Origin of the sequence: Embleya sp. NPDC005575 (genome assembly GCF_040605455.1) — a bacterium.
GTDB lineage: Bacteria > Actinomycetota > Actinomycetes > Streptomycetales > Streptomycetaceae > Embleya.
This window is the reverse complement of sequence record NZ_JBEXCV010000102.1, coordinates 1-26,010: the sequence shown is the minus strand read 5'-3', so window position 1 is coordinate 26,010 and position 26,010 is coordinate 1. Positions and strand designations below refer to the sequence as shown.

Annotated in this window: 18 protein-coding genes and 1 pseudogene; 15 read left to right on the top strand and 4 right to left on the bottom strand. The window is 68.0% G+C overall.

The window, feature by feature from the left end:
• The first annotated feature begins 982 nt into the window (after window positions 1–982).
• From ABZS54_RS28570 to ABZS54_RS28550, 5 genes are all read left to right on the top strand, one after another.
• The gene (locus tag ABZS54_RS28570) at window positions 983–1,990 is read left to right on the top strand and encodes an ABC transporter permease (RefSeq protein WP_355542130.1); all 1,008 of its coding nucleotides are present in this window, start codon (window positions 983–985) and stop codon (window positions 1,988–1,990) included.
• A 70-nt stretch (window positions 1,991–2,060) separates the two neighbouring features.
• Window positions 2,061–3,836: an ABC transporter substrate-binding protein gene (locus tag ABZS54_RS28565; protein ID WP_355542127.1), complete on the top strand. Its 1,776-nt coding sequence runs from the start codon at window positions 2,061–2,063 to the stop codon at window positions 3,834–3,836.
• A 109-nt stretch (window positions 3,837–3,945) separates the two neighbouring features.
• Window positions 3,946–4,944 carry an ABC transporter permease gene (locus ABZS54_RS28560; RefSeq protein WP_355542124.1) on the top strand — a complete coding sequence of 333 codons (999 nt, stop codon included), beginning with the start codon at window positions 3,946–3,948 and terminating at the stop codon, window positions 4,942–4,944.
• A complete protein-coding gene (locus tag ABZS54_RS28555) occupies window positions 4,941–6,038 on the top strand; it encodes an ABC transporter ATP-binding protein (RefSeq protein ID WP_355542122.1) in 1,098 nt (365 codons plus the stop codon). The genes ABZS54_RS28560 and ABZS54_RS28555 overlap by 4 nt, the downstream gene beginning before the upstream one ends.
• Window positions 6,035–7,219 (top strand): dipeptide ABC transporter ATP-binding protein, encoded by a 1,185-nt coding sequence (locus tag ABZS54_RS28550; RefSeq protein ID WP_355542120.1) that lies wholly within the window; start codon window positions 6,035–6,037, stop codon window positions 7,217–7,219. Before ABZS54_RS28555 ends, ABZS54_RS28550 begins: the two co-directional genes overlap by 4 nt.
• Before the next feature lie 338 nt (window positions 7,220–7,557).
• Here ABZS54_RS28550 and ABZS54_RS28545 read toward each other — a convergent pair whose 3' ends face one another.
• The gene (locus tag ABZS54_RS28545; protein WP_355542118.1) at window positions 7,558–8,673 is read right to left on the bottom strand and encodes a serine hydrolase domain-containing protein; all 1,116 of its coding nucleotides are present in this window, start codon (window positions 8,671–8,673) and stop codon (window positions 7,558–7,560) included.
• A 408-nt stretch (window positions 8,674–9,081) separates the two neighbouring features.
• Between ABZS54_RS28545 and ABZS54_RS28540 the strand changes: the two genes are divergently transcribed.
• Window positions 9,082–10,695 (top strand): helix-turn-helix domain-containing protein, encoded by a 1,614-nt coding sequence (locus ABZS54_RS28540; RefSeq protein WP_355542115.1) that lies wholly within the window; start codon window positions 9,082–9,084, stop codon window positions 10,693–10,695.
• A gap of 23 nt (window positions 10,696–10,718) precedes the next feature.
• Here ABZS54_RS28540 and ABZS54_RS28535 read toward each other — a convergent pair.
• A pseudogene (locus tag ABZS54_RS28535) lies at window positions 10,719–10,884 on the bottom strand (AAA family ATPase); the annotation flags it as partial.
• 301 nt (window positions 10,885–11,185) lie between these two features.
• Between ABZS54_RS28535 and ABZS54_RS28530 the strand changes: the two are divergent.
• From ABZS54_RS28530 to ABZS54_RS28520, 3 genes are read left to right on the top strand one after another with little or no spacing between them, the layout of a single operon-like run.
• On the top strand, window positions 11,186–11,869 hold the full coding sequence (locus ABZS54_RS28530) for a PAS domain-containing protein (RefSeq protein WP_355542112.1): 684 nt from the start codon (window positions 11,186–11,188) through the stop codon (window positions 11,867–11,869).
• A gap of 40 nt (window positions 11,870–11,909) precedes the next feature.
• Window positions 11,910–12,884 (top strand): ornithine cyclodeaminase family protein, encoded by a 975-nt coding sequence (locus tag ABZS54_RS28525; RefSeq protein WP_355542109.1) that lies wholly within the window; start codon window positions 11,910–11,912, stop codon window positions 12,882–12,884.
• Window positions 12,881–14,056, top strand: coding sequence for a DSD1 family PLP-dependent enzyme (locus ABZS54_RS28520; protein WP_355542106.1), 1,176 nt, complete (start codon window positions 12,881–12,883; stop codon window positions 14,054–14,056). Before ABZS54_RS28525 ends, ABZS54_RS28520 begins: the two co-directional genes overlap by 4 nt.
• A 235-nt stretch (window positions 14,057–14,291) precedes the next feature.
• Here the strand turns inward: ABZS54_RS28520 and ABZS54_RS28515 are convergent, their stop codons facing one another.
• Window positions 14,292–17,117: an FG-GAP-like repeat-containing protein gene (locus ABZS54_RS28515; RefSeq protein ID WP_355542103.1), complete on the bottom strand. Its 2,826-nt coding sequence runs from the start codon at window positions 17,115–17,117 to the stop codon at window positions 14,292–14,294.
• 1,179 nt (window positions 17,118–18,296) lie between these two features.
• Between ABZS54_RS28515 and ABZS54_RS28510 the strand changes: the two genes are divergently transcribed.
• The 3 genes from ABZS54_RS28510 (at window position 18,297) to ABZS54_RS28500 (ending at window position 20,170) form a co-directional block, all read left to right on the top strand.
• The gene (locus tag ABZS54_RS28510) at window positions 18,297–18,599 is read left to right on the top strand and encodes a hypothetical protein (RefSeq protein WP_355542100.1); all 303 of its coding nucleotides are present in this window, start codon (window positions 18,297–18,299) and stop codon (window positions 18,597–18,599) included.
• 121 nt (window positions 18,600–18,720) lie between these two features.
• Entirely contained in the window at window positions 18,721–19,284 is a 564-nt protein-coding gene (locus ABZS54_RS28505; RefSeq protein ID WP_355542097.1) for a papain-like cysteine protease family protein, read from the top strand.
• A gap of 88 nt (window positions 19,285–19,372) precedes the next feature.
• Window positions 19,373–20,170, top strand: a complete 798-nt coding sequence (locus ABZS54_RS28500; RefSeq protein WP_355542094.1) for a hypothetical protein — start codon at window positions 19,373–19,375, stop codon at window positions 20,168–20,170.
• A 154-nt stretch (window positions 20,171–20,324) separates the two neighbouring features.
• Here ABZS54_RS28500 and ABZS54_RS28495 read toward each other — a convergent pair whose 3' ends face one another.
• Entirely contained in the window at window positions 20,325–20,969 is a 645-nt protein-coding gene (locus tag ABZS54_RS28495) for a hypothetical protein (RefSeq protein WP_355542091.1), read from the bottom strand.
• Between the two features lie 663 nt (window positions 20,970–21,632).
• On the opposite strand from ABZS54_RS28495, the gene tal reads away from it, so the two are divergent.
• From tal to ABZS54_RS28480, 3 genes are all read left to right on the top strand, one after another.
• Window positions 21,633–22,748 (top strand): transaldolase, encoded by a 1,116-nt coding sequence (tal, locus tag ABZS54_RS28490; protein ID WP_355542088.1) that lies wholly within the window; start codon window positions 21,633–21,635, stop codon window positions 22,746–22,748.
• Window positions 22,749–22,913: 165 nt separating this feature from the next.
• Window positions 22,914–24,164 carry an FAD-dependent oxidoreductase gene (locus ABZS54_RS28485; protein WP_355542085.1) on the top strand — a complete coding sequence of 417 codons (1,251 nt, stop codon included), beginning with the start codon at window positions 22,914–22,916 and terminating at the stop codon, window positions 24,162–24,164.
• A 305-nt stretch (window positions 24,165–24,469) separates the two neighbouring features.
• Complete coding sequence (locus ABZS54_RS28480; protein ID WP_355542083.1) at window positions 24,470–25,948, top strand: amino acid permease; 1,479 nt, start codon at window positions 24,470–24,472, stop codon at window positions 25,946–25,948.
• The last annotated feature ends 62 nt before the right edge of the window (window positions 25,949–26,010 follow it).

The following is a 26,010-nucleotide window of genomic DNA, read 5'->3' as shown; positions in this document are numbered from 1 at the left end:
CGGAAGTGGAACCGCGTGCGGAAAGATTCGGGTGTACTCGTGCCGGCGTGCACTTCCTCGACGAGGCGTCCGTGGCGCATGACGACGGCGGCATCGCGCGCCTCCTGCACGACGCGAGGTTGTGCGACGTGAACAGCATGGTCAGGAGCTCGGTGCGCGGGTGACGGCGATGCGCTGACGCCGGCCGCGGGGGCGTCCGGAAGCGGCGCGATCGCGTTCGCCAGAGCGAACAGGTCCCCGGGCGGACCCCTTCGAGTGTGTGTGTCGCCGCGTTCCTGCGGCTTTGTTTCACGGTACGAGGATGTGCTCGCCGGTTTGTACGTCAGAACAAGTAGGCGGGTCCTCCCGGCGGCGTTAAACCGTTCACCGGTCCTTCCCGCGGTACGGCCGACGGCCGCAGCGGCAACGAGCCCAACACGTCCAGGACTTGTTCGAGATCGGGACCCCGTACCGCGCATCCTCGGCTCTATAGCCAGTCGTACAAAGCATCCGCGGAATCTCTGGACGGGTACCGCATGTTCCCGGCCAATCCAAAAGCCACGCTGTCCGCATGCACAATCCAGCAAGCGTGCGGCGGGCACCCCCGGCGACCGCACCCACCACGGCCCGGGCCGCGACCGAAACCGCCACGCGCACCGCCGCCCGTGCCGGCGTCCGTCCCGCACTTCCCGGCCCGAGACCTGCGACTCGGACAAGGTGGGCTCCATCGTTGGCGAACCCATCCACGACCTCTGCCGACCGGCGTCCTCCATCGCCGTCGGGAGGCGTGGCGAAGCCCTTACCGGCCGTCGTCTGATCGCGCCTTCGGTGCCGGGCCACCGCACGGAGGTGGCGGCGCCAACTCCTCAGCCCGGCAACGGGGCGCCGAAGCGTTGAAGAGTTCCACAGCAGGGGCGTCCGCCCTTGTGACCGACAAAGTGATGACGCCGCCACAGCGGCAAGTACGGTCCGGCCGGCGCCGGTTGAGAGGAGTCCCTGTCAGATGACGGCACCATTGCGCGAGCCGACCGCGGAAGCGGCCCCGAGCGCGGCCGAGGAAGCAGCCGCAGTCGAGGGCAACGCCAAGCCTGTACAAGGCCGTTCGCCGGGGCGGATCGCCTGGGAACGGCTCAAGCGCGACAGGTTGGCTCTGACGGGTGGCGCCGTCATACTCGCCCTCATCGTGATCGCGCTGCTCGCGCCCGTGATCTCGAACCTCCTCGGACAGGATCCGGACGCCTACCACGAGGACATGATCGACGCGCTGTTCGGCACTCCCAAGGGGTCGCTGGGCGGCATCAGCGGCGACCACCTGCTGGGCGTCGAGCCGGTCAACGGCCGGGACATCTTCGCCCGGATCCTCTACGGTGCCCGGATCTCGCTGCTCGTCGGTTTCCTGTCGGCCTTGGTGGCGGTCGTCCTGGGTACGATCCTCGGGATTCTGGCGGGCTTCTTCGGCGGCTGGGTGGACGCCGCCATCAGCCGCGTCATGGATGGTCTGCTCGCCTTTCCGCAGCTGCTGTTCATCATCGCGCTGGTCTCGGTCATGCCGAGCGACATGCTGGGGATGACCGGGTCCAGCGTCCGCGTCTTCGTCATGATCCTGGTCATCGGCTTCTTCGGCTGGCCCTACATCGGGCGCGTGGCACGCGGCCAGACGCTTTCGCTGCGCGAACGCGAGTACGTCGAGGCCGCCCGCTCGCTGGGCGCCGGGCGCTTGCACATCCTGTTCAAGGAACTGCTGCCCAACCTCGTCGCCCCGATCGTCGTCTACACGACGATGATGATTCCCACGAACATCCTGACCGAGGCCGCGCTCAGCTTCCTGGGCGTGGGCGTCAAGCCGCCCACGGCCTCGTGGGGACAGATGCTCTCGAACGCGATCGACTACTACGACTCGGATCCGATCTACATGATCGTTCCGGGCGTGGCCATCTTCATCACCGTCCTTGCCTTCAACCTCTTCGGCGACGGCGTGCGCGACGCGCTCGACCCCAAGGGCTCCCGCTGAACTGCCGTCCCCGAGGCGACCCGCGGCACTTCGCATGGGGTCTCTCATCAAATCCGGAGGATCCGAGATCATGACTACCCAACGCACCTCAGGGCGGCGTAAGCAGGCACTGGCCGTCGCGGCCGTGGTCGCGGGGCTGCTGACCACGGCGGCGTGTGGCAGCGGCGGCGGCGACAAAACCGGCGAGGCCGGCTACGACGCCGCCGGCAACAAGGTCCTGGACGCCGGCACCAGCAAGGGCGGCACCCTGAAGTTCGCCGGCACCCAGGATGGCGACTCGTGGGACACCACGCGGAGTTACTACGGCTTCGCCTGGAACTTCATGCGGTACTACAGCCGCCAGTTGGTCACCTACAAGACCGAGCCGGGCAAGTCGGGCGCCGCGCTGCAGCCCGACCTCGCCACCGACATGGGCAAGGTCTCGGACGGCGGCAAGACCTACACGTTCACTCTGCGCGACGGGATCACCTGGGAGGACGGCAAGCCGATCACCTCCAAGGACGTCAAGTACGGCATCGAGCGCCAGTGGGCGCAGGACGTGCTGTCGGGTGGTCCGGTGTACCTCAAGGACGTCCTCGACCCCGACGGCGAGTACCCGGGCCCCTACCAGGACACGTCCGCGGACAAGCTGGGTCTGAAAGCGATCGAGACACCCGACGACAAGACGATCGTCTTCCAACTGCCGCAGGCCAACAGCGACTTCCCACAGATGCTCGCGATGCCGTCGGCCTCCCCGGTACGCCAGGACAAGGACACCAAGTCCAAGTACGGCCTGCATCCGTTTTCCAGCGGTCCGTACAAGTTCGAGTCGTACGAGCCGGGCAAGAGCCTGGAACTGGTCCGCAACACGCAGTGGAAGGACGCCTCGGACCCGGTCCGCAAGGCCTACCCGGACACCGTCAGCGTCAATTTCTTCTCCAACGCCAATGACATGGACCAGCGACTGATCGCCGGCGACTACGACCTGGACCTCAGCCAATCCGGCATGTCGCCGCAGGGCCGCCAGACCGCGCTGAAGCAGCACAAGGGCAACCTGGACAATCCGCTCTCCGGTTACGTCCGTTACGCCGCCTTCCCGCAGAGCGTGAAGCCGTTCGACAACGAGCACTGCCGCAAGGCGGTCATCTACGGGGCCGACCACCTGTCCCTGCAGACCGCGCGCGGTGGCCCCGTTGCCGGCGGTGATATCGGGACCAACATGCTGCCGCCGTCGGTCCCGGGTAACGAGGGCCAGAAGTACGACCCGTTCGCCATGGCCGGCGCCGACAAGAGCGGAAACATCACCAAGGCCAAGGAGGAGCTGGCTGCCTGCGGCAAGCCGGACGGGTTCCGCACCACCATTGCCGTCCGCAACAACAAGCCGGTCGAGGTGGCCACCGCGCAGTCCCTGCAGGCGTCGTTGAAGAAGATCGGCGTCGACGCGCAGATCGACCAGTACGACGGCGCGCAGACCTCCGGCATCGTCGGCAGCCCCGCCAACGTGGAGAAGAAGGGCTACGGCATCATCATCGACGGCTGGGCCGCGGACTTCCCGTCCGTCCAGGGCTTCGGTCGGCCGCTGTGGGACAGCAAGTACATCCTGGAGAGCGCCAACAACAACTACGCCCTGATCAAGGACAAGGCGATCGACGAACTCTTCGACGCCTACGCCAAGGAGCCCGACGAGGGCAACAAGGGCCGGATCGCCACGCAGATCAACCACAAGGTCATGGAGGGCGCTTACTACCTGCCCTTCACCTACGAGAAGTATCTGAACTGGCGCTCCAGCCGACTCACAAACGTCTACATGACCGACGCGTACAACGGCTACGACTTCATCAGCCTCGGTCTGAAGTCCTCGAAGTGAACTCCGGAACACCCGCCGAACGGCACGAAAGGCAGGTGAAGGCCGGCGCGGCGTGATCGCGGGCCGCCGGAAGCCCCGGCGGCTCGCAATCCGCGGCAGGCCATAAGCTGTGCTCGCTTACCTTATCAGGCGGCTGTTCGCCGCCGCAGTGATGTTGGTGGTCATCATCATGGTGGTCTTCGGCATCTTCTTCCTCGTCCCCAAATGGGCGGGCGTCGACATCGCCGCGAGCTTCGTGGGCAAGCAGGCCGACCCCGCCGCTGTCGAGGCCGTGCGGGAGAAGCTCGGCCTGAGCGACCCCGTCCACCTCCAGGCATGGGAGTTCTTCAAGGGCATCTTCACAGGCCGCACCTACGCGACCGGCGGCGACGTCGTCCACTGCTCCGCGCCGTGCTTCGGCTACTCGTTCAAGAGCGAACAGGCCGTATGGCCGGTGCTGACCGACCGCTTCCCGGTGACCCTGGGGCTCGCGCTCGGTGCCGCCGTATTGTGGCTGGTCTTCGGTGTCGCGGCGGGTGTGCTCTCCGCGCTCAAGCGCGGCAGCCTCTGGGACCGCGGCGCGATGGTCGTCTCCCTCGCGGGTGTGTCCCTCCCCATCTACTTCACCGGCATGCTCTCCCTGGCGACCTTCGCGTTCGGGCTGAAATGGTTCGACGCGCAGTACGTGCCGCTCGGCCAAAGCCCGGGCGGCTGGTTCGGCGGCATGATCCTGCCGTGGATCACCCTCGCCTTCCTCTATGCGGCGATGTACGCGCGCATCACCCGCGCCACGATGATGGAGGTTTTGGGCGAGGACTACATCCGTACCGCGCGCGCCAAGGGCCTGCGGGAGCGGACCGTCATCGGAAAGCACGCCATGCGCTCCACGATGACGCCGATCCTCACCATGCTGGGCATGGACCTCGGCGCCCTCATCGGCGGCGCGATCCTCACCGAGTCGACGTTCAACCTGCCCGGCCTCGGCCAGGCCGTGCTGAACGCCATCAGGAACCAGGACCTGCCCATCATCCTGGGCGTCGTCCTGATCACCTCCCTCTCGGTGCTGCTGGCCAACCTCGTGGTGGACGTCCTGTACGCCGTGATCGACCCCCGAGTGAGGCTCGCATGACCGAACCCGGCAACAGCGCAGCCGCGGTGGGCGGGCCCGCCGCCGCTTCGCCTGCTCCGAGTGCCTTCCTGGAAGTGCGCGACCTGAGGGTGCACTTCCCGACCGACGACGGCCTGGTCAAGTCCGTCGACGGGCTCAGCTTCCAGTTGGAGAGGGGCAGGACCCTCGGCATCGTCGGCGAGTCGGGCTCCGGCAAGTCGGTGACCTCGCTCGGCATCATGGGTCTGCACACCACCGGCCAATACGGCAAGCGCAAGGCGCAGATCTCCGGCGAGATCTGGCTGGACGGCACCGAGTTGCTGTCGGCCGGCCCCGACCACGTGCGCAGGCTGCGGGGCCGCGCGATGGCGATGATCTTCCAGGATCCGCTGTCCGCGCTGCACCCTTACTACACGATCGGCCGGCAGATCGTCGAGGCATACCGGATCCACCACGACGTCGGCAAGAAGACCGCCCGCAAGCGTGCGATCGAGATGCTCGACCGGGTGGGCATCCCGCAGCCGGACAAGCGGGTGGACGCCTACCCACACGAGTTCTCCGGCGGCATGCGCCAGCGCGCGATGATCGCGATGTCCCTGGTGAACAACCCCGAGCTGCTCATCGCGGACGAGCCCACCACCGCTCTCGACGTCACCGTCCAGGCGCAGATCCTCGACCTCATCCGGGACCTGCAGAAGGAGTTCGGCTCCGCGGTCATCGTCATCACCCACGACCTGGGCGTCGTCGCCGAACTCGCCGACGACATCCTGGTGATGTACGGCGGCCGCTGCGTCGAACGAGGCCCGGCGGAGCAGGTGTTCCACGAGCCCCGGCACCCCTACACCTGGGGTCTGCTCGGCTCGATGCCGCGCCTCGACCGCGAGCAGCAGGACCGGCTCATCCCGGTCAAGGGCTCCCCGCCCTCCCTGATCAACCTCCCGTCCGGCTGCGCCTTCAACCCGCGCTGCCCGTACGCGGACGTGCCGAAGGACGACGTCACCCGCACGGTCCGACCCGAGCTGACCGAGGTCGGCGGAAAGCACTGGGCCGCCTGCCACATGACGCAGGAACAGCGGGAGCGGATCTGGACCGAAGAGATTGCGCCGAAGGTGTGAGTGAGAACGCGGAGGACAACGCGGTGAGCATCCCTGCACATGGCAACGGCGGGCAGGCCGGTGATTTCGGCTCGTCCGAGATCTGCGGTGCGGCCACCCTCAGCAAGGACGCCGCACCCGGCGAGGTCCTGCTGAAGGTGACCGGGCTGCAAAAGCACTTCCCGATCCGGAAGGGCCTCTTCCAGCGCCGGGTCGGCGCGGTGCGCGCCGTCGACGGCATCGACTTCGAGGTGCGCTCGGGCGAGACCCTCGGTGTCGTGGGCGAGTCGGGCTGCGGCAAGTCGACGATGGGCCGGCTGATCACCCGGCTGCTCGAACCGAGCGCGGGGACGATCGAGTTCGAGGGCAAGGACATCACGCACCTCGGCGTGGGCGGCATGCGCCCGATGCGCCGCGACGTGCAGATGATCTTCCAGGACCCGTACTCGTCGCTGAACCCGCGCCACACCACCGGCACGATCGTCGGCGCCCCGTTCAAGCTCCAGGGCGTCGAACCCAAGGGCGGCATCAGGAAGGAGGTGCAGCGACTGCTGTCGGTGGTCGGCCTCAACCCCGAGCACTACAACCGCTACCCGCACGAGTTCTCCGGCGGCCAGCGGCAGCGCATCGGCATCGCCCGCGCGCTCGCCCTCAGGCCGAAGCTGGTGGTGGCGGACGAGCCGGTGTCCGCGCTGGACGTGTCGATCCAGGCCCAGGTCGTCAACCTCATGGACGACCTGCAGCAGGAACTGGGCCTGACCTACGTGATCATCGCGCACGACCTGTCCGTCGTCCGGCACGTCTCGGACCGGATCGCGGTGATGTACCTCGGCAAGATCGTCGAACTCGCCGACCGGGACTTGCTCTACAAGACGCCGATGCACCCGTACACCAAGGCGCTCATGTCGGCCGTCCCGATCCCGGACCCACGGCGCAGAAACGCCAAGAGCGAGCGCCTCCTGCTCGATGGCGACGTGCCCTCGCCGATCGCCCCGCCCAGCGGCTGCCGCTTTCACACCCGGTGTTGGAAGGCGACGCAGATCTGTACGACGACCGAGCCGGCTCTCAAGGAGCTGAGGCCCGGTCAGCGGCTGGCCTGCCACCACCCGGAGAACTTCGCCGACCAGGCCCCGCAGGACACCATCCTGCTATCGGTCGCGAGGCAGACCACGGAGCCGGGCGCAGGTACGGCCGGGAGGTGACGCCCGGCGGATACCGACGACAGCCGATACCGATGACACAGGAACCGGCCGGCCGCGGCTCCAGGCGTGCTCGTCCGGAGCGCCCGCCGGGCGGGAATGGTCGTCGATGAAACCGGCGGGAACCGTATGTCGATGCCACCTTCGCGTGGCTGCGGCAGCCACCGGTTCCGGAAGAAGCCGGCTCAGGGCTTCGGATGGGCTGCGATGGCCTGAAAGGTCGTTGAGGGCATCGGCGGCGACTGCGGGGTGATGCCCTCAACGACACGACGGAGCCTTTCGCGTGGGAAGGCGGATTGCATCGGCGGCCGTTCACGCGAAGGACGCGGGAATGGTTACCGTCAGCGGAGGTCGCGCATGAGCTTGCCCATGATGGAGTCCACCTTGTCCGAGTCGAACGTTTCCGAGCCGATCAGCAGGGTCACGGCCCGTCGGCCGTCGTCGGTGACGGCGTTCCTGAACTTGTGGCCGCTCGACATACTGCCGCTGTGTCCCCAGATGACAAGGCCCGGGAAGGGCTCGTGGCGCTCGACTCCCAGGCCGTAGCGCTCATTCGCGACGTCTTCCGAAACGGTCTTTTTCATTTCGGCGAGTTGGGCCGGAGCCAGCAGTTTCCCGCTCAACAGGGCGGTCCAGAAAGCGGTGGTGTCCGCACCGTTGGAGATCAGAGCGCCCGACGCGTCGGCCTCCGAGGTGTTCCATTCCGTCTTGTCCACCAGAGTGCCCCGCCGCTCCGCGTAGCCTCGCAGTTCCGGCGTGGGGATCGTGGTCCGATCACCGGGCCATTCGGTCTCGCACAGTCCGAGGGGCTCGACGATTCGTTCCCGGATCTCGGTGCCGATGCTGCGGCCGGTGACCTCCCTGACAATCAGGCCGACCAGGTTGTAGTTGGTGTTGGAGTAGGCAAAGCCGGACGCCGTTGTGTCGGGCTTGGGCAGAGTGAGCGCCTGACGGACCGTCTGCAAGGGCTCGATGTGATCCCAGCGGTGCGCGTCCTCGTTCTCCCAGAAGGGCGCGTCCAGGTAATCGGGCAAGCCGCTGGTGTGCTGCAGAAGCTGCCGAATCGTGATGCTGCGCCCGTCATAGAGCTTGGTGCGGATGAGACCGGGCAGATAGTCGTCCACGGTGTCATCGAGGTCGATCTTGCCCTCGCCGACGAGCTGAAGCACGACCGTGGCGGTCCAGGTCTTGGTATCGCTGCCGATGCGGCTGTGCTCATTGCCGACGACCTTACGGCCCGTTCTGAGATCGGCGAGGCCGACGCCGCCCTTCCAGACGCCGCAGTTCGGACTCTTCACCGTCACGCTCATCCCCGAAGCGCCGACACTTTGCAGTGACTTCAGAGCTGTCTGGATGGGCTTGGTGTCACACTGCGGTGTCGCGGTTGCCTGCCCGGGCACCGTCACCAGAGAGGCTGCGCACGCCAAGGCCACGACAACACTCGTCCTGTATCGCATGATGTCTCCTTTTCTGCAGTACTGTTGCGTGTCGCTGATCGATTACGCCTGGTGTCGGAGAAGGCGGCCGCAGCCCCACGAAACCCGGCCGTACGGTTTTGATCGAGACGGCATAGCGGTCGTGCGCCAGGAAGCACCGCCGCCGGCGATCCGGAACGGGTTCCGGTATCGACGAGCGAGCAAAGGGATCACAGCCTCCTGCGGCACCGGCTCGTCACCGAACTCGCCGCGGGGGGCCGCGGTTGGTTGCGCTCCACGAGGCCTTGGAGGGTACGGTCACTGGGCATGCCCGCCGCACGTTTGCTGAATTGAGCATGCGGACAGCGTGGCGCTTGGACTGGCCGGGGGCATGCGATGCCCGTCCAGAGATTTCCCGAATGCTTTGTGTGCCTGGCCAAAGAGGTGAGGATGCTCGATACCGGGGTTCCCGATCTCGGACAAGTCCTGGAAGTGTTGGGCTCGTCGCTGCTGCGGCCGTTGACCGTACTGCCGGAAAGACTGGTGCCGGTCTCGGGCGTGGTCATCTTCGAGCGTCGAGCCCCACTTCCACTTCCCCCCATCAGAGACGCGATCCTGCTCGCCGTCGGAGTGGGGATGGTCGAAGCGCAGGCGATGGAACTGGTCGGTTCGGCGACCGAGGCCGGATACGCCGCTCTGGTGGTGAAGAGTTTCGGCGAGCCGGTCACCCGGCTGGTGGAAGCCGCCCGGCAGTCCGGCATCGTGCTGCTCGCCGCCGACGAGGCCGTGGCCTGGCACCATTTGGATGCCATGATCTCCTCGGCCCTTACCCCGACGGTGCGTTTCGGGCAGGCCGCAGGTGCCCCGGCCGTCGGCGATCTGTTCGCGTTGGCCAACGCGATCGCGGGGATGGTGGGCGGAGCCACCGTGATCGAGGATCCGCACCGGCGCATCCTCGCGTACTCGACTTTGCCCGGCCAGGCCGTTGACGAGGGCCGCCGCCAGGGCATCCTCGGCCTCCAGGTGCCGGACGGCCCGGACTACGACGAGCAGTACCGTGTGCTCACCCGGGTGGGGCGCACTTGCCGGTTCTCCGGCGTTCCCGGGGGGTTTCCTCGTCTCGGTGTCGCGGTCCGCGTGGGAAGCGAGGTGTTGGGTTCGATCTGGGTCGTCGATGCCGGCGAAAACCTGGACTCCGTTGCCGAACAGGCCCTTTCCGATGTGGCGAGCAACGTCGCGCTGCACCTGCTCGCAGCCCGTACCACGGAATCTGCCGTCCGGCGCAGGTACGCCGACCTGTTGCGGCGGCTGCTCGCCGACCCGAGCAGTGTCACCGCGGTGGCCCAACAGCTCGGTCTGGACCCGAACTTGCCCGTCGCAGTGGCCGCATTCGCCGTCGCCTCGGTCGATGCCGAGGATGTTCTCACGGCTCACGCGGCCACCCGGCTCGCCGACTTGGTGAGCTTGCATTGCGAGGCGCGCTACGGCAGGCACGGCTGCGCGTTGATCGACGGAACGGTCTATGCCCTGCTGCCGAGCGGGCCTTCGTCGAACGCGCACCGTGAACTCGTCGCCTATATCGCGCGGCGGGCCCACAGCGCGCTCCGTGTGCCCGTCCGGGCCGGACTGGGCTCGATCGTCCAGGGGCTGCGCTCGATCGTGAGCTCACGCGCCGACGCGGATCTCGTCCTGCGTGCGCTCTCCGAGCGGCCGGGTGATCCGGAGTCGTGCCAGGTGGCGACGATCGACGAGGTGTGGGCCGGCGCGACGCTGTCCGCGCTGGCCCAGATGCTGGCCACGCACGAGGGGCTCCCCCGCGGGCTCGGGCCGGCGGTCCGTGCCCACGATCTCGAGCACAGCACCACGTATGCGCCCACCATCCTCGCCTACCTGGACGCCAACGGCGATGTCGCCGCCGCCTCCCATCGGCTGTCCGTGCACCCGAACACGATCCGGTACCGGCTTTCCCGTGCCAAGGAGATCTTCGGGTTCGATCTCGCCGACCCGGACGAGCGTCTGGTGCTGTGGCTGCGGTTGCGGCTCGGCGACCAACTCGGCTGGTAGGCACCGTCACCGCCGTCGCCGGGATTCGGGTCGACGTCGAAGTAGAACACCCGCAAGGACTCCTCCCGCGGGAAGTCGGCCCCGCCTTATCCTCCGCTCCGAACGGTGCCGGGCGTCGCACTCGGCCATCAAGAACTCTGCGAGGAACGCGCGGTAGCTCATCCGGTCCGCCGGCGCCCGCTCGGCGATGGTGGCACCGGCCTCGCCGCGCCAGGTACGGCGCGCGGGTCGGTCGTACCGGCCTCGCCCGCGGCGTGTCCGGCCGCCGGCTCCAACTCGGTTGCGTCGGCCTGGAGTTCCCGGCCGCCGTGGCGAGGTAGGCGCAACCGACCTCGCCACGGCGGCCGCGTGCGGTCGTGCACCGACCGTACGGCCGCCCCCTTCCGGGTCGCTTCGCCGCTGGTGGGCCCGCTGGACAACCATCGAACGACCTCCTTAGACTGTCTATCCAAGGATGGAAAATAAATCCAATGCAGCCGAAAGGGCCCTCATGGAACACGTTGATGGTCCGGAGACGGGCGAGCGCACGGGTGTGGCTGCCGCGGCCTCCACCGAGGCGGACGAGCACCTCATCCGTGAGGTCGAAACGATCGCCGTCGCGCTGGGCCGCATGTTCCCGGGCCTGTGCGAAGTGGTTCTGCATGACCTGCGGGATCCGCGTCATGCGATCCGGGCGATCGAGAACAACCTCTCCGGCCGCACGGTCGGGGACTCGGTCACAGAGCTGGGCCTGGCCCGCATCGAGGACCCGAGCTACCCCAGCGTCATCCAGAACTACCCCAACCAGTTCCCCGACGGCCGCCCGGCCAAGAGCACATCCATCGGGATCAAGAACGCCGCCGGCGAATACGTCGCCGCCCTCTGCCTGAATCTGGACGTGTCGGTGCTGTCGCCGGTGACACTCGCGTTGTCGAACCTCGTGGCCACGGACACCGAGCACCGCGACCACTCCCTGGAAACCCTCCGGGACCGCAACGCCCGCGAACTGCGCCGGGCGGTGGAGGAACTGGCCGCGGAGCGCGCGGCGACCCCTCGGTCGCTGAGCAGGGAGAGCAAGAAGGCACTCGTACAACAGCTGTACCGGGAGGGCCACTTCGACTCCCGCGATGCCGCGCAGAACATCGCGGACCTGCTCGGCGTGTCCCGGGCGACCGTGTACAACTACACCAAGTGAAAGGCGCCTCGTGACCGCCGCCGGTTCGACCACCCGCCCCGTGCCCGCTCCCGCTTCCGGCTCCGACCGGCCACCGGTCGCGCGCCGCCTGCTGTACATCACCGAAGAGCAGACCGCCGCGCTCGTGGACGAGGACCTGGCCATGGAAGCGGCCCGCACTGCCTTCGCCGCGACGGTGCACGGCTCGTCCTTGCCCAGTCTCGCCGTGCACGGGTCCGACCCACGCAACCGGTTCACCCTCAAGCCGTCCGCATCCGCGACGCACGCCGGGGTGAAGATCGGCACCTACTGGCCGGACAACGCGGAACACGGGCTGCCGCGCCACCACTCCACCCTGCTGCTGTTCGACCAGACGAACGGCAGGATCGCGGTCGTCCTGGAGGTCGGCACCGCGAACGCCTACCGGACCGCTGCCGCCGACGCCCTCGCCGTCGATCTGCTGGCCCGTGCCGGGGCCACTACCCTGGCGGTCTTCGGCACCGGCCACCAGGCGGCCTACGAGGTGGAGGCCGTCAGCCGCACGCGGCCCATCGCCCAGGTCCTGGTCGTGGGACGCACCGCCGAGCGCGCCGAGCAGACGAGCGCGGCATTGGCCGCAAACGGACACAACGCCCGGAGCGTCGACGCCGAGGAAGCCTGCTCCCGGGCGGATGTGATCGTCACCGCCACCACCGCCACGAGCGACGACCCGCCGCTGTTCGAGGCCGTCTGGGTCCGCCCCGGTACACACATCTCCTGCATGGGCGCGGACGCCCCCGGCAAACGCGAACTCCCACCCGAACTGTTCAGGCGCGCCCGCGTCTTCTGTGACCTGCCCGAGCAGGCCCGCCGCATGGGCGAAAGCCAACACGCCCCCACGCAGACGGTCCTCACCCCGCTCGGCGATGTCCTCACCGGCCACGCCACGGGACGCACCGACGACAACGACATCACGGTCTTCGACAGCTCCGGAATCGGCGTGCAGGACCTGTATCTGGGCCTGGCCCTTCTGAAGAAGATGGACATCTCCCTGTGAGCAGCCCCCCAAGGGTCACCAGCCCGGACACCACCCGGACCCTCGCCGACCCCGACACCCCGTTCGCCGTCGTCGACGTCCACAAGGCCCGGCGCAACATCGAACGACTGGCAGCCAGGGCAAACCGGCTCGGAGTCGCCCTGCGCCCCCATGTGAAGACGGCCAAGAGCCTCGACGTCACAGGCCTCACGCACGACGCACCCTGCCCGATCACCGTCTCCACCCTGGCCGAGGCCGAGGCGTTCGCGGACGGCGGCTACATCGACATCACGTACGCCGTCGGTATCGACCCCCACAAACTCACGCGCGTCTTCGCGCTGCTGCGCCGCGGTGTCACCCTGCGGATCCTGCTGGACAGCGTCGAGCAGGCGGCATCCGTCGCCGAAGCCTCTCGCCGGGCCGGCCTTCCCGTCCCCACCCAGATCGAGATCGACTGCGACGGCCACCGAGGCGGCCTTGAGCCCGACGCCCCCGCGCTCCCCGAGATCGGCCGCATCCTGCACGACGTGGGATGTCTGGACGGCGTGCTGACCCACGCGGGCGAGTCGTACTTCGCCTACACCGCCGAGGAACGGCGCCTGGCGGCGAAGAACGAACGCGACACCGCCGTCGCTGCGGCCGAGCGGCTGCGCGCGGCCGGCCTGCCCGTGGCCACCGTCAGTGTCGGCTCCACCCCCACGGCCCACGCGGCCGAGGACCTCGACGGGGTCACCGAACTGCGCGCGGGAAACTATGTCTTCTTCGACCTGGTGATGGCCGGCATCGGCATCTGCCGCATCGAGGATCTCGCCCTGTCGGTCGTCGTCACCGTCATCGGCCACCGCCGCGAGCGCGGGTGGATCGTCACCGACGGCGGCTGGATGGCCATGTCCCGCGACCGCGGCACCGCCGTCCAGCCGCAGGACCAGGGCTACGGCCTGGTCACCGACCTGGATGGCAACCTCATTCCCGGTTTGCTCATGACGGCCGCAAGCCAGGAACACGGCACCCTCACCGCCCGCGACGGCGCCCACCTGCCCGACCTGCCCGTCGGCACTCGTCTGCGTATCCTGCCCAACCACGCCTGCGCCACCGCCGCCCAGCACCGCGGGTACCACGTAGTCGACGGCGCACCGACCACGGACACCGCACCGGCGATTCAGACCTTCTGGGAACGCGTCACCGGCTGGTAACCAACCGGGCGACGATGGAACCAGCCACCCGGTCGACGCATGCGGGGCAGGCGTGGCCTGCCGGCCCCCGCGCACGGGCGTACCCGCGACCTCCGCGACCTCCGCGACCTCCGCGACCTCCGCGACGGACCCGACTCGCGAACACGAGCGGATCGCACCGAGAGCCCGACGTCCGGAGGCACCGCCACCGTGTTCGGCGAGCGGCGCCTCTGGACGAGATCGATTGATTGTGCTCCTACCAGGTGTTTTTGCCGATGTCGAGGTTGTTGATGTCGAGGGTGCCGTCGCCGTTGCCGGCGTAGAACCGTAGGACGTGGTCGTCGCCGATGGCGGTGACGTCGAGCTTTCCGTCCTGGTTCAGGTCGGCGGCCGCGAGGTCGTGCATGCCGTTCCAGCCGTTGTCGGGCCACATGTGGGCGGCTTCGTTCAGGGTGTTGTTTCCGTTGCCGGTCCACAGTCGGAGCATGCCGTCGAGGCCGCGTGCGACGAGGTCGGTGTTGCCGTCGCCGTTGAAGTCGCCTGCGGTGAGGTCGCGTTCGCCGTCCCAGGCAGCGTCGGGCCACAAATGCACGGCCTCGTTGAGTGAGAGGTTGCCGTTTCCGGTCCAGATCCGCAGCACGCCGTCATCGCCTCGCGCGACCAGGTCGGACTTCCCGTCCCCGTTGAAGTCACCTGCGACGATGTCTTGTTCACCAGTCCAGGCGGCGTCCGGCCACAACCACACCGACTCGTTCAACGTGGAATTGCCGTTTCCGGTCCAGATCCGCAGCACGCCGTCATCGCCTCGCGCGACCAGGTCGGACTTCCCGTCCCCGTTGAAGTCGCCCGCCGCGAGGTCCGTCATCCCGGCCCAGGCGCTGTCGGACCACAACCGACGTGCACTGCCCGCAAGAGCTCCGTTGCCTTTACCGGCGTACATCCACAGCGTTCCACCGGAGTCGATCGCGACCAGGTCGGCTTTGCCGTCACCGGAGAAGTCGGCCCACACGGCCCCCAGACCCGATCGCCACCCCGACACATCCTGCGTCCGGACACCCTCGTTCAACGACGCGTCGCCGTTGCCCGAGTAGAAACGGACCACGCCGTCATTGTCGATCGCCACCACATCGGCAGTGCCGTTGTTGTCCACATCCGCCGCAGCCAGGTCCCGGTATTCCGTGAATCCGTTGTCGTGCCAGATCCGCGCCGACTCGTTCAGGGAGTTGTTCCCGTTCCCCGTCCAGATCCGCAGACCGCCGTCATCGCCACGGGCGACGATGTCGGCCTTGCCGTCGCCGTCGAAGTCCGCCGCCACCAAGTCGTGTTCACCAGTCCAACCCGAATCCGGCCACAAACGCACGGACTCACGAAGTGCGCCGTTACCAATCCCGGGCCACACCCGCAACACACCGTCGTCACCCCGCGCAACGATGTCCGCCTTGCCGTCGCTGTCGAAGTCCGCCGCCGTCAGATCCGACAGACCCGACCACCCGGCGTCACCCCACATCGAGACGCCGCTTCGCAACGAACCGTCGCCGTTGCCGCCGTAGAACCGCAACCAACCCGTCGAACTCACCGCGGCGATGTCGACCCTGCCGTCACCGTCGAAGTCCGCCGCCACCAGATCCCGAAGGTCCGCCCAACTGTTGTCCCCCCACATCGACACCGGCGACACGAACGTCGACCCCGACCCCGAACCCGCTCGGAACGACAACGCCCCCGACACCGAGTCCACCGACACCATGTCGGCCTTGCCGTCACCATCGAAATCCGCCGACACCTCATCACGAGGACCCACTTGCCCGGGTTGACCGTCAGCCCCGACCTCAAGGTAGTTGGCGTCGATGCTGATCGTCGCGCCGCCGTAGGTGGCGGAGAAATCCCCCTGGTACTGATGGGCCCGCGCGCTCGCCCAGTGCGCGGTCGAATCCAGCCCCATCGACGAGTTGGACACATTCGCCTGGTTGTCCCAGTTCGCGGTCCACAGCACGTCGGGACGCGGGTAGCCCGAGTCGTCGTATCGGGCCTCCAGGTCCGGGACGACGTTGTTGCGCGCGGCATAGACGCCGGATCGATAGCCGCGTTCGTGAACGCGTGCCGTCCAACCTGCCACATAGTCCAGCACCCTGGCCCGAAGCGCGTTGTCCTCGAACCTTTCGATGTCCAGGTAGACGACCGCCCCGGGACCGAAACCGAGGGCCGCGGCCTGGCCGACCGCCGCGTCACCGGCAGTACGCCCCTGAGCCTGTGCGGTCGCCGAGTCGATTACGTTTGCCTGGAGCCCCACGTAGATCGGCAGAAAGCTCCACCCTGCCGCCGCCTGCCGGTCCACCCAGTCGGCCGTGAGATTCGGTTGTTGGCAGGCACGCAACGGGCCGCCCACATAGATGCCGACCGCGCGGTACGGCGACGCGAGCCACTTCGACATGGTCGAGGACGACGGCGCGGTACAGGTATCGAAGGCCTTGCCCTCGTATGCCGTCGACGGCGCGGCCGTGGCGATCTGCCGTCGCGGCGGCTGTGACGGTTCGGCGAACTCGCGGGGTACGGCATCGCTTGTCGTCGTGATCGACGCCAGCACAGCGGCGGTCGCACGATCGTCCTTGGCATAGGACGCCGTGGCGAGCACGCCCGCACCCTCGATCGCGAGATACGCCTGCCGGTCGCTGTCGGGAGCCAAGTCGGTCGGCGCCTTTGCTCCCTGCTTCATTCGGACCACGTGAACCGATTCGAGAACCGTGGCTTCGTCGAAGTTCTCCAGAATGACAGCCTCGGCCTTCTCTCCGACAGCACGGGCCGAGCATTTCTGATCGGCTGCCGGGTGTCCCAGGTACACGGCATTCCGGTCGAGCCGAACACAGGTTTCCGGGTTTTGTCGCAGATCGAAAACCGGCCACTGAAGTGGGACTTGGATGGCGACACCCTGATATACGACACGCTTGGTCTGTTGCTCATGAGCCTGTGCCGATTTTGCCGGTAACGCCCCGGCAGAAATGGCCGTCGAGCCGATGGCACCGAGTGCGATGGCAGCCACCAGGAATGCCTTGGTGGCCGAATTGGATATTGTTCTCTTTTTACGCATGTATCTCTCGTTCGATCATGGCCGGGGACTGCCCTGTCCAACCGGTCGGAGGCAACAAAAAATCGCACGCCGAAGGTTGTTCGCATTGGATTCGGGCAGCCTGGAACGGTGTGCGCGGCGACAGGGTACACCTGGCTTGTTGGACATGGTCGTTCCGTCGAAACTCTGGCCGAAACAATGCCCCGCCCCGTGGATCGCTCACGGTCGACCGACATGTGGTGGAAGAAATTCGGCAAAACCACCGCATGGGGCATAAGTACAGCGATATTTGTGACGATCCGCCGCCGGATCCGTCGAAGGGCAATCCCCCGCCGAACATCTCCGATGGACGCGTGGGTGTCGCTGGTGTACACCGCGCCCGACGACGCGGCGGTGACGCAGGTCGTCGACGCGGAACCCACGTCGAGCCTGTCCTGCCGGCGGCGACACCTGAGCCGGTTTGTCAGTATTACTGATCGTGCAGTGCTCGGGGTCACCTCTTCCCGTCGCCGTGCGGAGCGTTCGACGATCTCCACGGGCGGGTCACCAGGGGGTCCAAGTCGCGAGGATCAGGGCCGCGACGACAACCGCCGTCAGGCCCAGGCAACCGGCGAGGTCACGGCAACACGCGCGCGCCGCACGGAATTCGCGGGCCGGGTGCACGCCCGGGCCGGTGCCCGGGCGGCTCGGGCTTCCGTGAGAGGGTCGGCGGGATCGTTCCGGGACGAGAACGGGCAGGTCATCGGGGCGGCCCAAGCCCACACCGGCACGGCGCCGCTTCATCCGGGTCGTCCCGCGACGCGGGCCCTGACCCGTTTTCCGAGCGGGTCCCGGTACCAGCCCCAACCGGCGGCGAACACGGCCCCGAGCGGGAGTCCGCGGCCACCCTCGTCCCGCAACGAAGTCGCCATCGAAACCTTCCCCTGTTGCGTGGACCGGGCATGCGCGGTCGCCGAACGTTCACGTGCGAGTGAACCGGGGGCGCAACGACGTGCGGGCGCCTTCGGCGAAGACCGGGCGCCGACCGGAGGATCTGCGTACGCTCAACAGTCAAGCGCGGGCCGGGCCGGGCCACGACGCGTTCCCTGTGGCCCTGTTGTGGCCTTTTCCGGACCCGGATTGCGGCGGACGCCCGGGGGCATCCGGACCGCGGACACACTCGGGAGGCACCGGCAGGGGGTGTGTCAGTGGACCCTGCCCATGGTCGTCGCCGAGTGTGCGGAGGCGCCGGCCCTGCTCCCCGACGATGCCGCGCCGTATCGCTTCTTTCGCGTCGCACGGCTCATGGGTTCCGGGACGCAGGAGTCCTGGACCGCGTGGCTGAACCTGATCTCCCGGGTACTGACGGACCACCTGCGCAGGGACCACGGACCCGTTGCCTGGACGGACCCGGATGCGTGGCAATGGCCGCCGTCGACATCCATCACGGTCGGCATGGATCCCATCGCCGCCCGGTCGGCCGGAGATTCTCCCCTAATCGGTATCAATCGCCCGAATCTATGATTAACCGGTAAATGGTCAATATAGGTGTAATTCCTGCAATATCCCTATACGGCTTCGCCATGGTGCGCTGTCATATCTGTGCCAGATCGCCCCGCTCGTCTCGTCACGGGAAGGCAGGAACATGGGCAGATTCAGGTACGGAACCGCGGCGTCAGTCATCGTGCTGGTCGCCTCGGAATTGCTTGCGACCGCGGGAGGTACGGCTCACGCGGAAGCGGGTCAGGACAACATCGGCATGTACAAGCAGGAGAAGTCGCAGTGGTGCTGGGTCGCCTCCGGCCTGACCATCGCCAAGTTCCAGGGCTTCGGCTCCACGCAGACGGACTTCTGCGACCGCGCCCAGCCCTACTACGGCTGCAACAACCAGCCCGCAACGCTCGACGACATGGCCAAGGGCTGGAACAGCCTCGGCATGACCCACCCCGGCTCGGGTCTGAACAGCGCGGCCACGTTCAACCAGGTGTACACCGAGGTCAAGGCGGCCCGGCCGGTCGCTGCCCGCATCGGGTGGACGTCCGGTGGTGGCCACATGAACGTCGTCTACGGCTTCGACACGTCGCGCAACACGATCGCCGTGGCCGATCCGTGGCCGGACACCGCCACGTACACGTGGTGGAACTACAACGACTACGTGAGCAACAGCTCGTCGAAGTGGACCCACTCCCGCATCGGCATCTCCCGCTAAGGCAGGCGACATGCGCGACACCAGCGGCACCACAACGTCCGGCACGCGGGCAGGCTCTCGCTTCTCCCGCCTGTCCATCCTCCTCGCAGTGAGCGCGTCCGCACTGCTGTCCGTCGCCGGCATGGCCCACGCGGCCCCGGCCAAGGACCCGCTCCCAGCCGACATCCCCGACTACCAGGCCGCCCTCGAGGCGGTAAAGTCCACCACCGTCCGCGACGCCGTCTGCCGCTTCCTGAGCACTCCGGTGCCCACCGGCGCCGACGCGTCGGTGCAGACGATTCCCGAAACCCCCGAGCCGTGTCAGGACCTCCCGGCCTTCACCATCAACGACCCGGTGGCACTGAACGAGATCACCCCCGGATTCGTCGCGGGCACCGTCCTGCCACTGCCCACCGAGGCAATCAAACTGACATACCTGGTCTCCTCGTTGAACGCCACCGTCAACGGCCGCAGCACCAGCGTCATGCTCGCCCCCACCCAGGGCGGCGGCTGGCACCTGGCGGCCCTGCGCGACGGCGACAGCGACGCCACATACGCCGGCAAAGCCACCGCAGGCACCCTGATCTTCACCGAGCCGCAGGTCCGCGGCTGGTACCAGCTCAAGCTCAACACCGTCGAGCCGCTCAACGACCAGGCCCGGCAGGGACTGGGCGGCCGGGCGTCGATGTCGCTCGGCGACTACCAGAAGCTGGTCAAGGCCCGCTACGCCGACAAGTTGCCCGGCTCGGAGTACGACACGAAGGGGTACTCCAGCGGCTACGGCCCCCGGCACAATGCGGACGAGGCGTCGTTCTCCACCCCGCTGCTCGCCGGTTCCGGAGCGGCACTCGCCCTCGCGGGCGGGGCCGTAGCCCTCTATCGACGTCGGCGCGCCGACACCGCCTGAACCCGACCCCGCCCGCCTCTCGCTGCGTCCCCGGCACCCGGCCGGGGACGCAGCGAAACCCACCCCGACCCGGCAGGCACCTCGCCGGCCCCGGCGAGGTACCTCCTACCGGGGCCGGCGAGGCTCGATCGAGGATTGTCTCGAGTGGCTGGTCTCAGGTGGTCGTGCGCCTGGCGGAGCGGGAGGTGTCAGCGTGTTTCATGGCCCTGCGCCACTCGGGGTAGGTCTCGCCGAAGTGCTGCTGGATCTTGCCCTCGCGCGTGACGACGACGTAGCCGCCTTTGGTCATCCTGAACGGCGCCGTGACCTTGCCAAGCCAGTCGAACTTCTGGTCTTTGCCGGCCCGGGGGTCGAACCAGTGGGGCGTGACGAAGTTCGACACGCCGACCGGGCCGGTACCGTGCACGACGATCTCGTAGGAATCCGACTCGACGGGGTCGCCGATCTCCAAGGCGTACGCGTCGCCGTTGCCGTTGTCGGCCCACAGGTTGACGTGCGGGTCGACCAGCGTCTCCAGCACTTCGTGGCTGAGCACGCCGGAAACGGTCAGCGCCCCGGACAGGACGGCGCCGCCGTTGTCGAGCACGGGGGCGGCGAAGACCCGGCCGTAGATCAGATCCCCCTGCTCCTCGGTGTGCCAGCCGAGCGCGTCGGCCTGGTCGGGGTCGTCGAGGATGGCGATGACCCACGCTCCGGGAGGGGCCTCCTGCTCACTGGCCGCGTACACCACGGGAATGGGTACCTGACCCCACGTCGGTGCCGCGTGCTGCTGCACCTGGGTGGCGCAAGCGCGCGTCATGGCACGCACCTCGTCATCGGTACAACGGGTCGACTTGTTCACCACGGTGATCACGGGCGTTGCTCCTCGCGTTGATGCGGGACCAGTGAGACTCCCGGGCGGCCCCAACGTTGCTGACACAGGCCTCCGCACCACACAGAGCGACACGGATTCACCACATAGTGACCGACAGTCGTCATCCGTGACTGTGTGCCGCGCCGACGACGCCCGCGCGGAGAAACGAAGGGCTGCCCCGACCGTGCACGCAGGCGATGGCACCGCACCCGCCCCGCGGCGCTCTGCAAGCACAGGTAAACCAGACAGCTTCCGACATCATCTCGCCCACAACGGCGAAGCCGGCGGACCCGCACTCCCGGCTTCGGGCCGCGGCTGGTCGTCCGCAACCTGGGTATGGGAGAAGCACACATGCCGGCGGGCGATGATTCCAAGCCGTGCGACTTCGTCCGGGCCGGGGCAGGCCACCATCACCGGCAGGCCGCCGGGATCGCGGCCTTCGACGCGAGTGAACCTGGGAGTGTCACTGGTCGTCGTATGGGCAGACCGGGCTCGGCCCCGGTGCGCCCCGCCCTCCCGGCGCCTGTGCGAAGGAGACCTGCGGCCCCGCCTGCACCCGAGAGGTGCACCACGCCGTAGACGGCATTGCACCACGCATGGGAGAACATCATGAGTGAGAACCTCGACCGGCTGGCCGACCACGGTGTAGCGGTGTGGCTCGATGATCTGAGCCGGGAGCGGCTCGCCGGCGGCGGGCTGAGCGACCTGATTCGCGAGCAGCGGGTCGTGGGCATCACCAGCAACCCGACGATCTTCGCCAAGGCGATCCGCGCCGGAGAGCGCTACGACACCCAGATCGCCGACCTGGCCCGGCGCGGCGTGCAGGTCGGGGAAGCCGTCAGGTCGCTGACCGCGTTCGACGTACGTTGGGCCTGCGACGTGCTGCGACCGGTGTACGAGGTCGGCGACGGGGTGGACGGACGGGTGTCGCTCGAGGTGGACCCGCGCGTCGCTCACGACACAGCGGCGACGATCGCCGAGTCACGGGCCCTGTGGTGGCTGGTGGACCGGCCGAACCTGTTCGTGAAGATTCCCGCCACCCAACCCGGCCTGAAGGCGATCAGCACCGCGCTCGCCGAAGGCATCAGTATCAACGTGACGCTGATCTTCTCCCTGGACCGCTACGACCGGGTACTCCGCGCCTTCCTGGACGGCATGAGCAAGGCCCATGCGGCGGGGCGCGACGTTGCGTCCATCGCGTCGGTGGCCTCCTTCTTCGTCAGCCGGGTGGACACCGAGGTCGACAGCAGGCTGGACAGGATCGACGCACCGGAGGCGTCGGCCCTGCGCGGACGGGCCGCGATCGCCAACGCCCGCTTGGCCTACCAGCACTTCGAGCAGGCCACCGCCTCCCAGGAGTGGCAGGCGCTGGCCGCGGCCGGCATGCGCCCCCAGCACCCGCTGTGGGCCTCCACCGGGGTGAAGGACCCCGCCTACGCCGACACCCGCTACGTCGACGAACTGGTCGCGCCCGGGGTGGTCAACACCATGCCGGAGCAGACCTTGCGCGCGGTTGCCGACCACGGCCGCATCCAGGGCGACACCATCCACGGCACCTACGCGGCATCCCGGCAGGTACTCGACGACCTGGAGACGGTCGGGGTCTCCTACGACGACGTGGTCCGTGTGCTGGAGGACGAGGGCATCGCCAAGTTCACCGCCTCCGGCAACGAGCTGTTCGAGCAGCTGGAAGCCGAACTGCACGCCAAGCGCACCGCCGCCTGATGCGGCCGACCGCCGACGAACAGTTCAGCGCCACGGTCTTCTGCGGCTCCCTGTCGGCAGACATACCGGGGAACGAATCGACCGCCGGCAGGAAGCGGATCGTCGGCCGCCTGCGGGCCGCGTCAACCCAGCTGCGGGCCGCGTCAACCCAGCAGAGGAGAGAACATGGCCGCGAACACGGCATTCGTGATCGTCGGAGCGAGCCTGGCCGGTGCGAAGGCGGCACAGACCCTCCGCGAAGAGGGCTTCGACGGCCCGATCGTGCTGCTCGGCGAGGAGACCGAGCGCCCCTACGAACGCCCGCCGCTCTCGAAGGGCTATCTGCTGGGCAAGGACGAGCGCGACACCGTCTACGTCCATCCCCCCGAGTGGTACGGCGAGCACGATGTCGACCTGCGCCTGGGTGCCGCGGTCACCGCGGTCGACCCGGCCGCACACGAGGTGACGCTCGCTGACGGCACTCGCATCGGCTACGCGAAGCTGCTCCTGACCACCGGGTCCTCGCCGCGCCGCCTGACCGTGCCCGGAGCCGACCTCGACGGCGTCCACTATCTGCGCCGGCTCGCCGACAGCGACCGCATCAAGGAGTCCTTCGAGTCCGCATCCCGCATCGTGGTGATCGGCGCCGGCTGGATCGGCCTGGAGACGGCGGCCGCCGCCCGCGCGGCCGGCGTGGAGGTCACCATGCTGGAGGTGGCGGAGCTGCCGCTGCTGCGCGTGCTGGGCCGCGAGGTCTCCCAAACCTTCGCCGACCTGCACACCGATCACGGGGTCGACCTGCGCTTCGGTGTCCAGGTAGCCGAGATCACCGGTGCCGGCGGCCGGGCGAACGGTGTGCTGCGGGCCGACGGCAGCCGCATCGATGCCGACGCGGTCATCGTCGGGGTCGGCATCACCCCCAACACCCGGCTTGCCGACGCGGCCGGCCTGGAGGTCGACAACGGCATCCGCGTCGATGCCCACCTGCGCACCTCGCACCCGGACGTGCACGCGGCCGGGGACGTCGCCAACGCCTTCCACCCACTGCTCGACAAGCACATCCGGGTCGAGCACTGGGCCAACGCCGTCAACCAGCCACAAGTCGCGGCCAAGGTGATGCTCGGCCAGGACGTGGTCTACGACCGCGTTCCGTACTTCTTCACCGACCAGTACGACCTGGGCATGGAATACACCGGCTACGTCGAACCCGGCGGCTACGACCAAGTCGTCTTCCGCGGCCGGAGTGACACCCGCGAGTTCATCGCCTTCTGGCTCGCCCAGGGCCGCGTATTGGCCGGCATGAACGTCAACGTCTGGGACGTCGCCGACCCGATCCGCGCCCTCGTCGCCTCCGGCCGAGCAGTCGACGCAAGCGAACTCGCCGATGTAGCCATTCCCTTGGCAGACCTTCCGGGGCGCTCCGACACGACCCGCTGAAGGCGAAGCCAGGAGGTCCGGTCCGGTTCCCGCTCCGTCGCGGAACATTCCCGCGCCCGCCACCGCGCGTCGCACGACAGCCCTGTGACGCGCGTCGCCCCGGTCGCAGTGACTTGATGTCACTCCACGTAATGTGTCATAAGTCTCATTGATAGATGAATGCATTGTTCAACGGACCAAAGACGACATACCGTCCTCCGGGCTGGTGACGTCGCGCACATCGCCGTCGGCCACCGGGATCCGCGTCGCGCATCCCGTTCTCGCAATTCGCGAATCCACACGCCCCCCAGGCGAGGAGCTACCGCATGTCGAAGCAGGTCCCCGAACAACGGCAGACCGCACCCCCGGATGTGATCGAGGCGTCGTCTCCCGCTGGGCAGGGCCTCAGCGGCGGGCTGAAGAACCGCCACCTGTCGATGATCGCCATCGGCGGCGTAATCGGGGCCGGCCTCTTCGTGGGCTCGGGGGCGGGCATCAACAAGGTCGGTCCGGGCATCCTGATCTCCTACGCCCTCACCGGCCTGATGATCGTCTTCGTCATGCGGATGCTGGGCGAGATGTCGGCGGCCAACCCGACGAGCGGCTCCTTCTCCTCGTACGCCGACCGAGCCTTCGGCCGCTGGGCGGGCTTCACGGTCGGCTGGCTGTACTGGTTCTTCTGGGTCGTCGTGCTCGCCGTGGAGGCCACCGCCGGCGGCACGATCCTGCACGGTTGGGTGAGCGTCGTGCCGCAGTGGGCCTTCACCCTCGCGGTGATGGCGCTGCTGACCGCCACCAACCTGATCTCGGTGGGCTCGTACGGCGAGTTCGAGTTCTGGTTCGCGGGCATCAAGGTGGTCGCGATCGCGGCGTTCCTGGTGATCGGCGGGCTGGCGATCTTCGGTGTGCTGCCGGACACCGACCCGGTCGGCCTGACCAACCTCACCGGCCACGGCGGCTTCCTGCCGAACGGATGGGGCCAAATCCTCTCCGGCATGCTGCTCGTCGCGTTCTCCTTCATGGGCAGCGAGATCGTCACCCTCGCGGCCGGCGAGTCCAAGGACCCGCGACGCGCGGTCACCCGCGCCACCAACAGCGTGATCTGGCGGATCGCGCTGTTCTACCTGGGCTCCATCCTCATCGTGGTCACCCTGATGCCCTGGGATTCCAGCGCCGTCGGCGCGAGCTCGTACGTGGCGGTCCTCGACCACCTGAACATCCCGGCCGCCGGCCAGATCATGAACGTCATCGTGCTCACCGCGGTGCTCTCGTGCTTCAACTCGGGCCTGTACAGCGCGTCGCGCATGGCGTTCTCGCTGGCCAAGCGCGGCGACGCGCCGCAGGCCTTCGGCGCCGTCAGCCGTAGGGGTGTCCCGCGCAACGCCGTCCTGGCCTCGGTGGTCTTCGGCTTCGTCGCGGTGATCTTCAACTACACCTCGCCGGACACCGTCTTCGACTTCCTGCTGAACTCGTCCGGCGCCATCGCCCTGTTCATCTGGCTGTCGATCTGCCTCACCCAGCTGCGCATGCGCCGCATCCTGGAGCGCGAGGCACCCGAGAAGCTGACCGTGAAGATGTGGGCCTTCCCGTGCCTGACCTACGGCACTGCGGCATTCCTGCTCTTCGTGATCGGCTACATGCTGTACGACGACGCCGGCCGCAAGCAGATGCTGCTCTCCCTGCTGGCCGCCGTCGTCGTCCTGATCGCCTCCCTCGTCCGCCGGCGCCGCGCCCCGAGTGCGGAGCCGAGCGTCGCCACCGGGACTCCGCAGGCAGGCACCGTCGCGTCGTCGACCACCTCCTGACGTCGGGGTTCTCCCCGTCGGGACGACAAGCGCGGGGGTCCCGTCCGAATCTCGGACGGGAC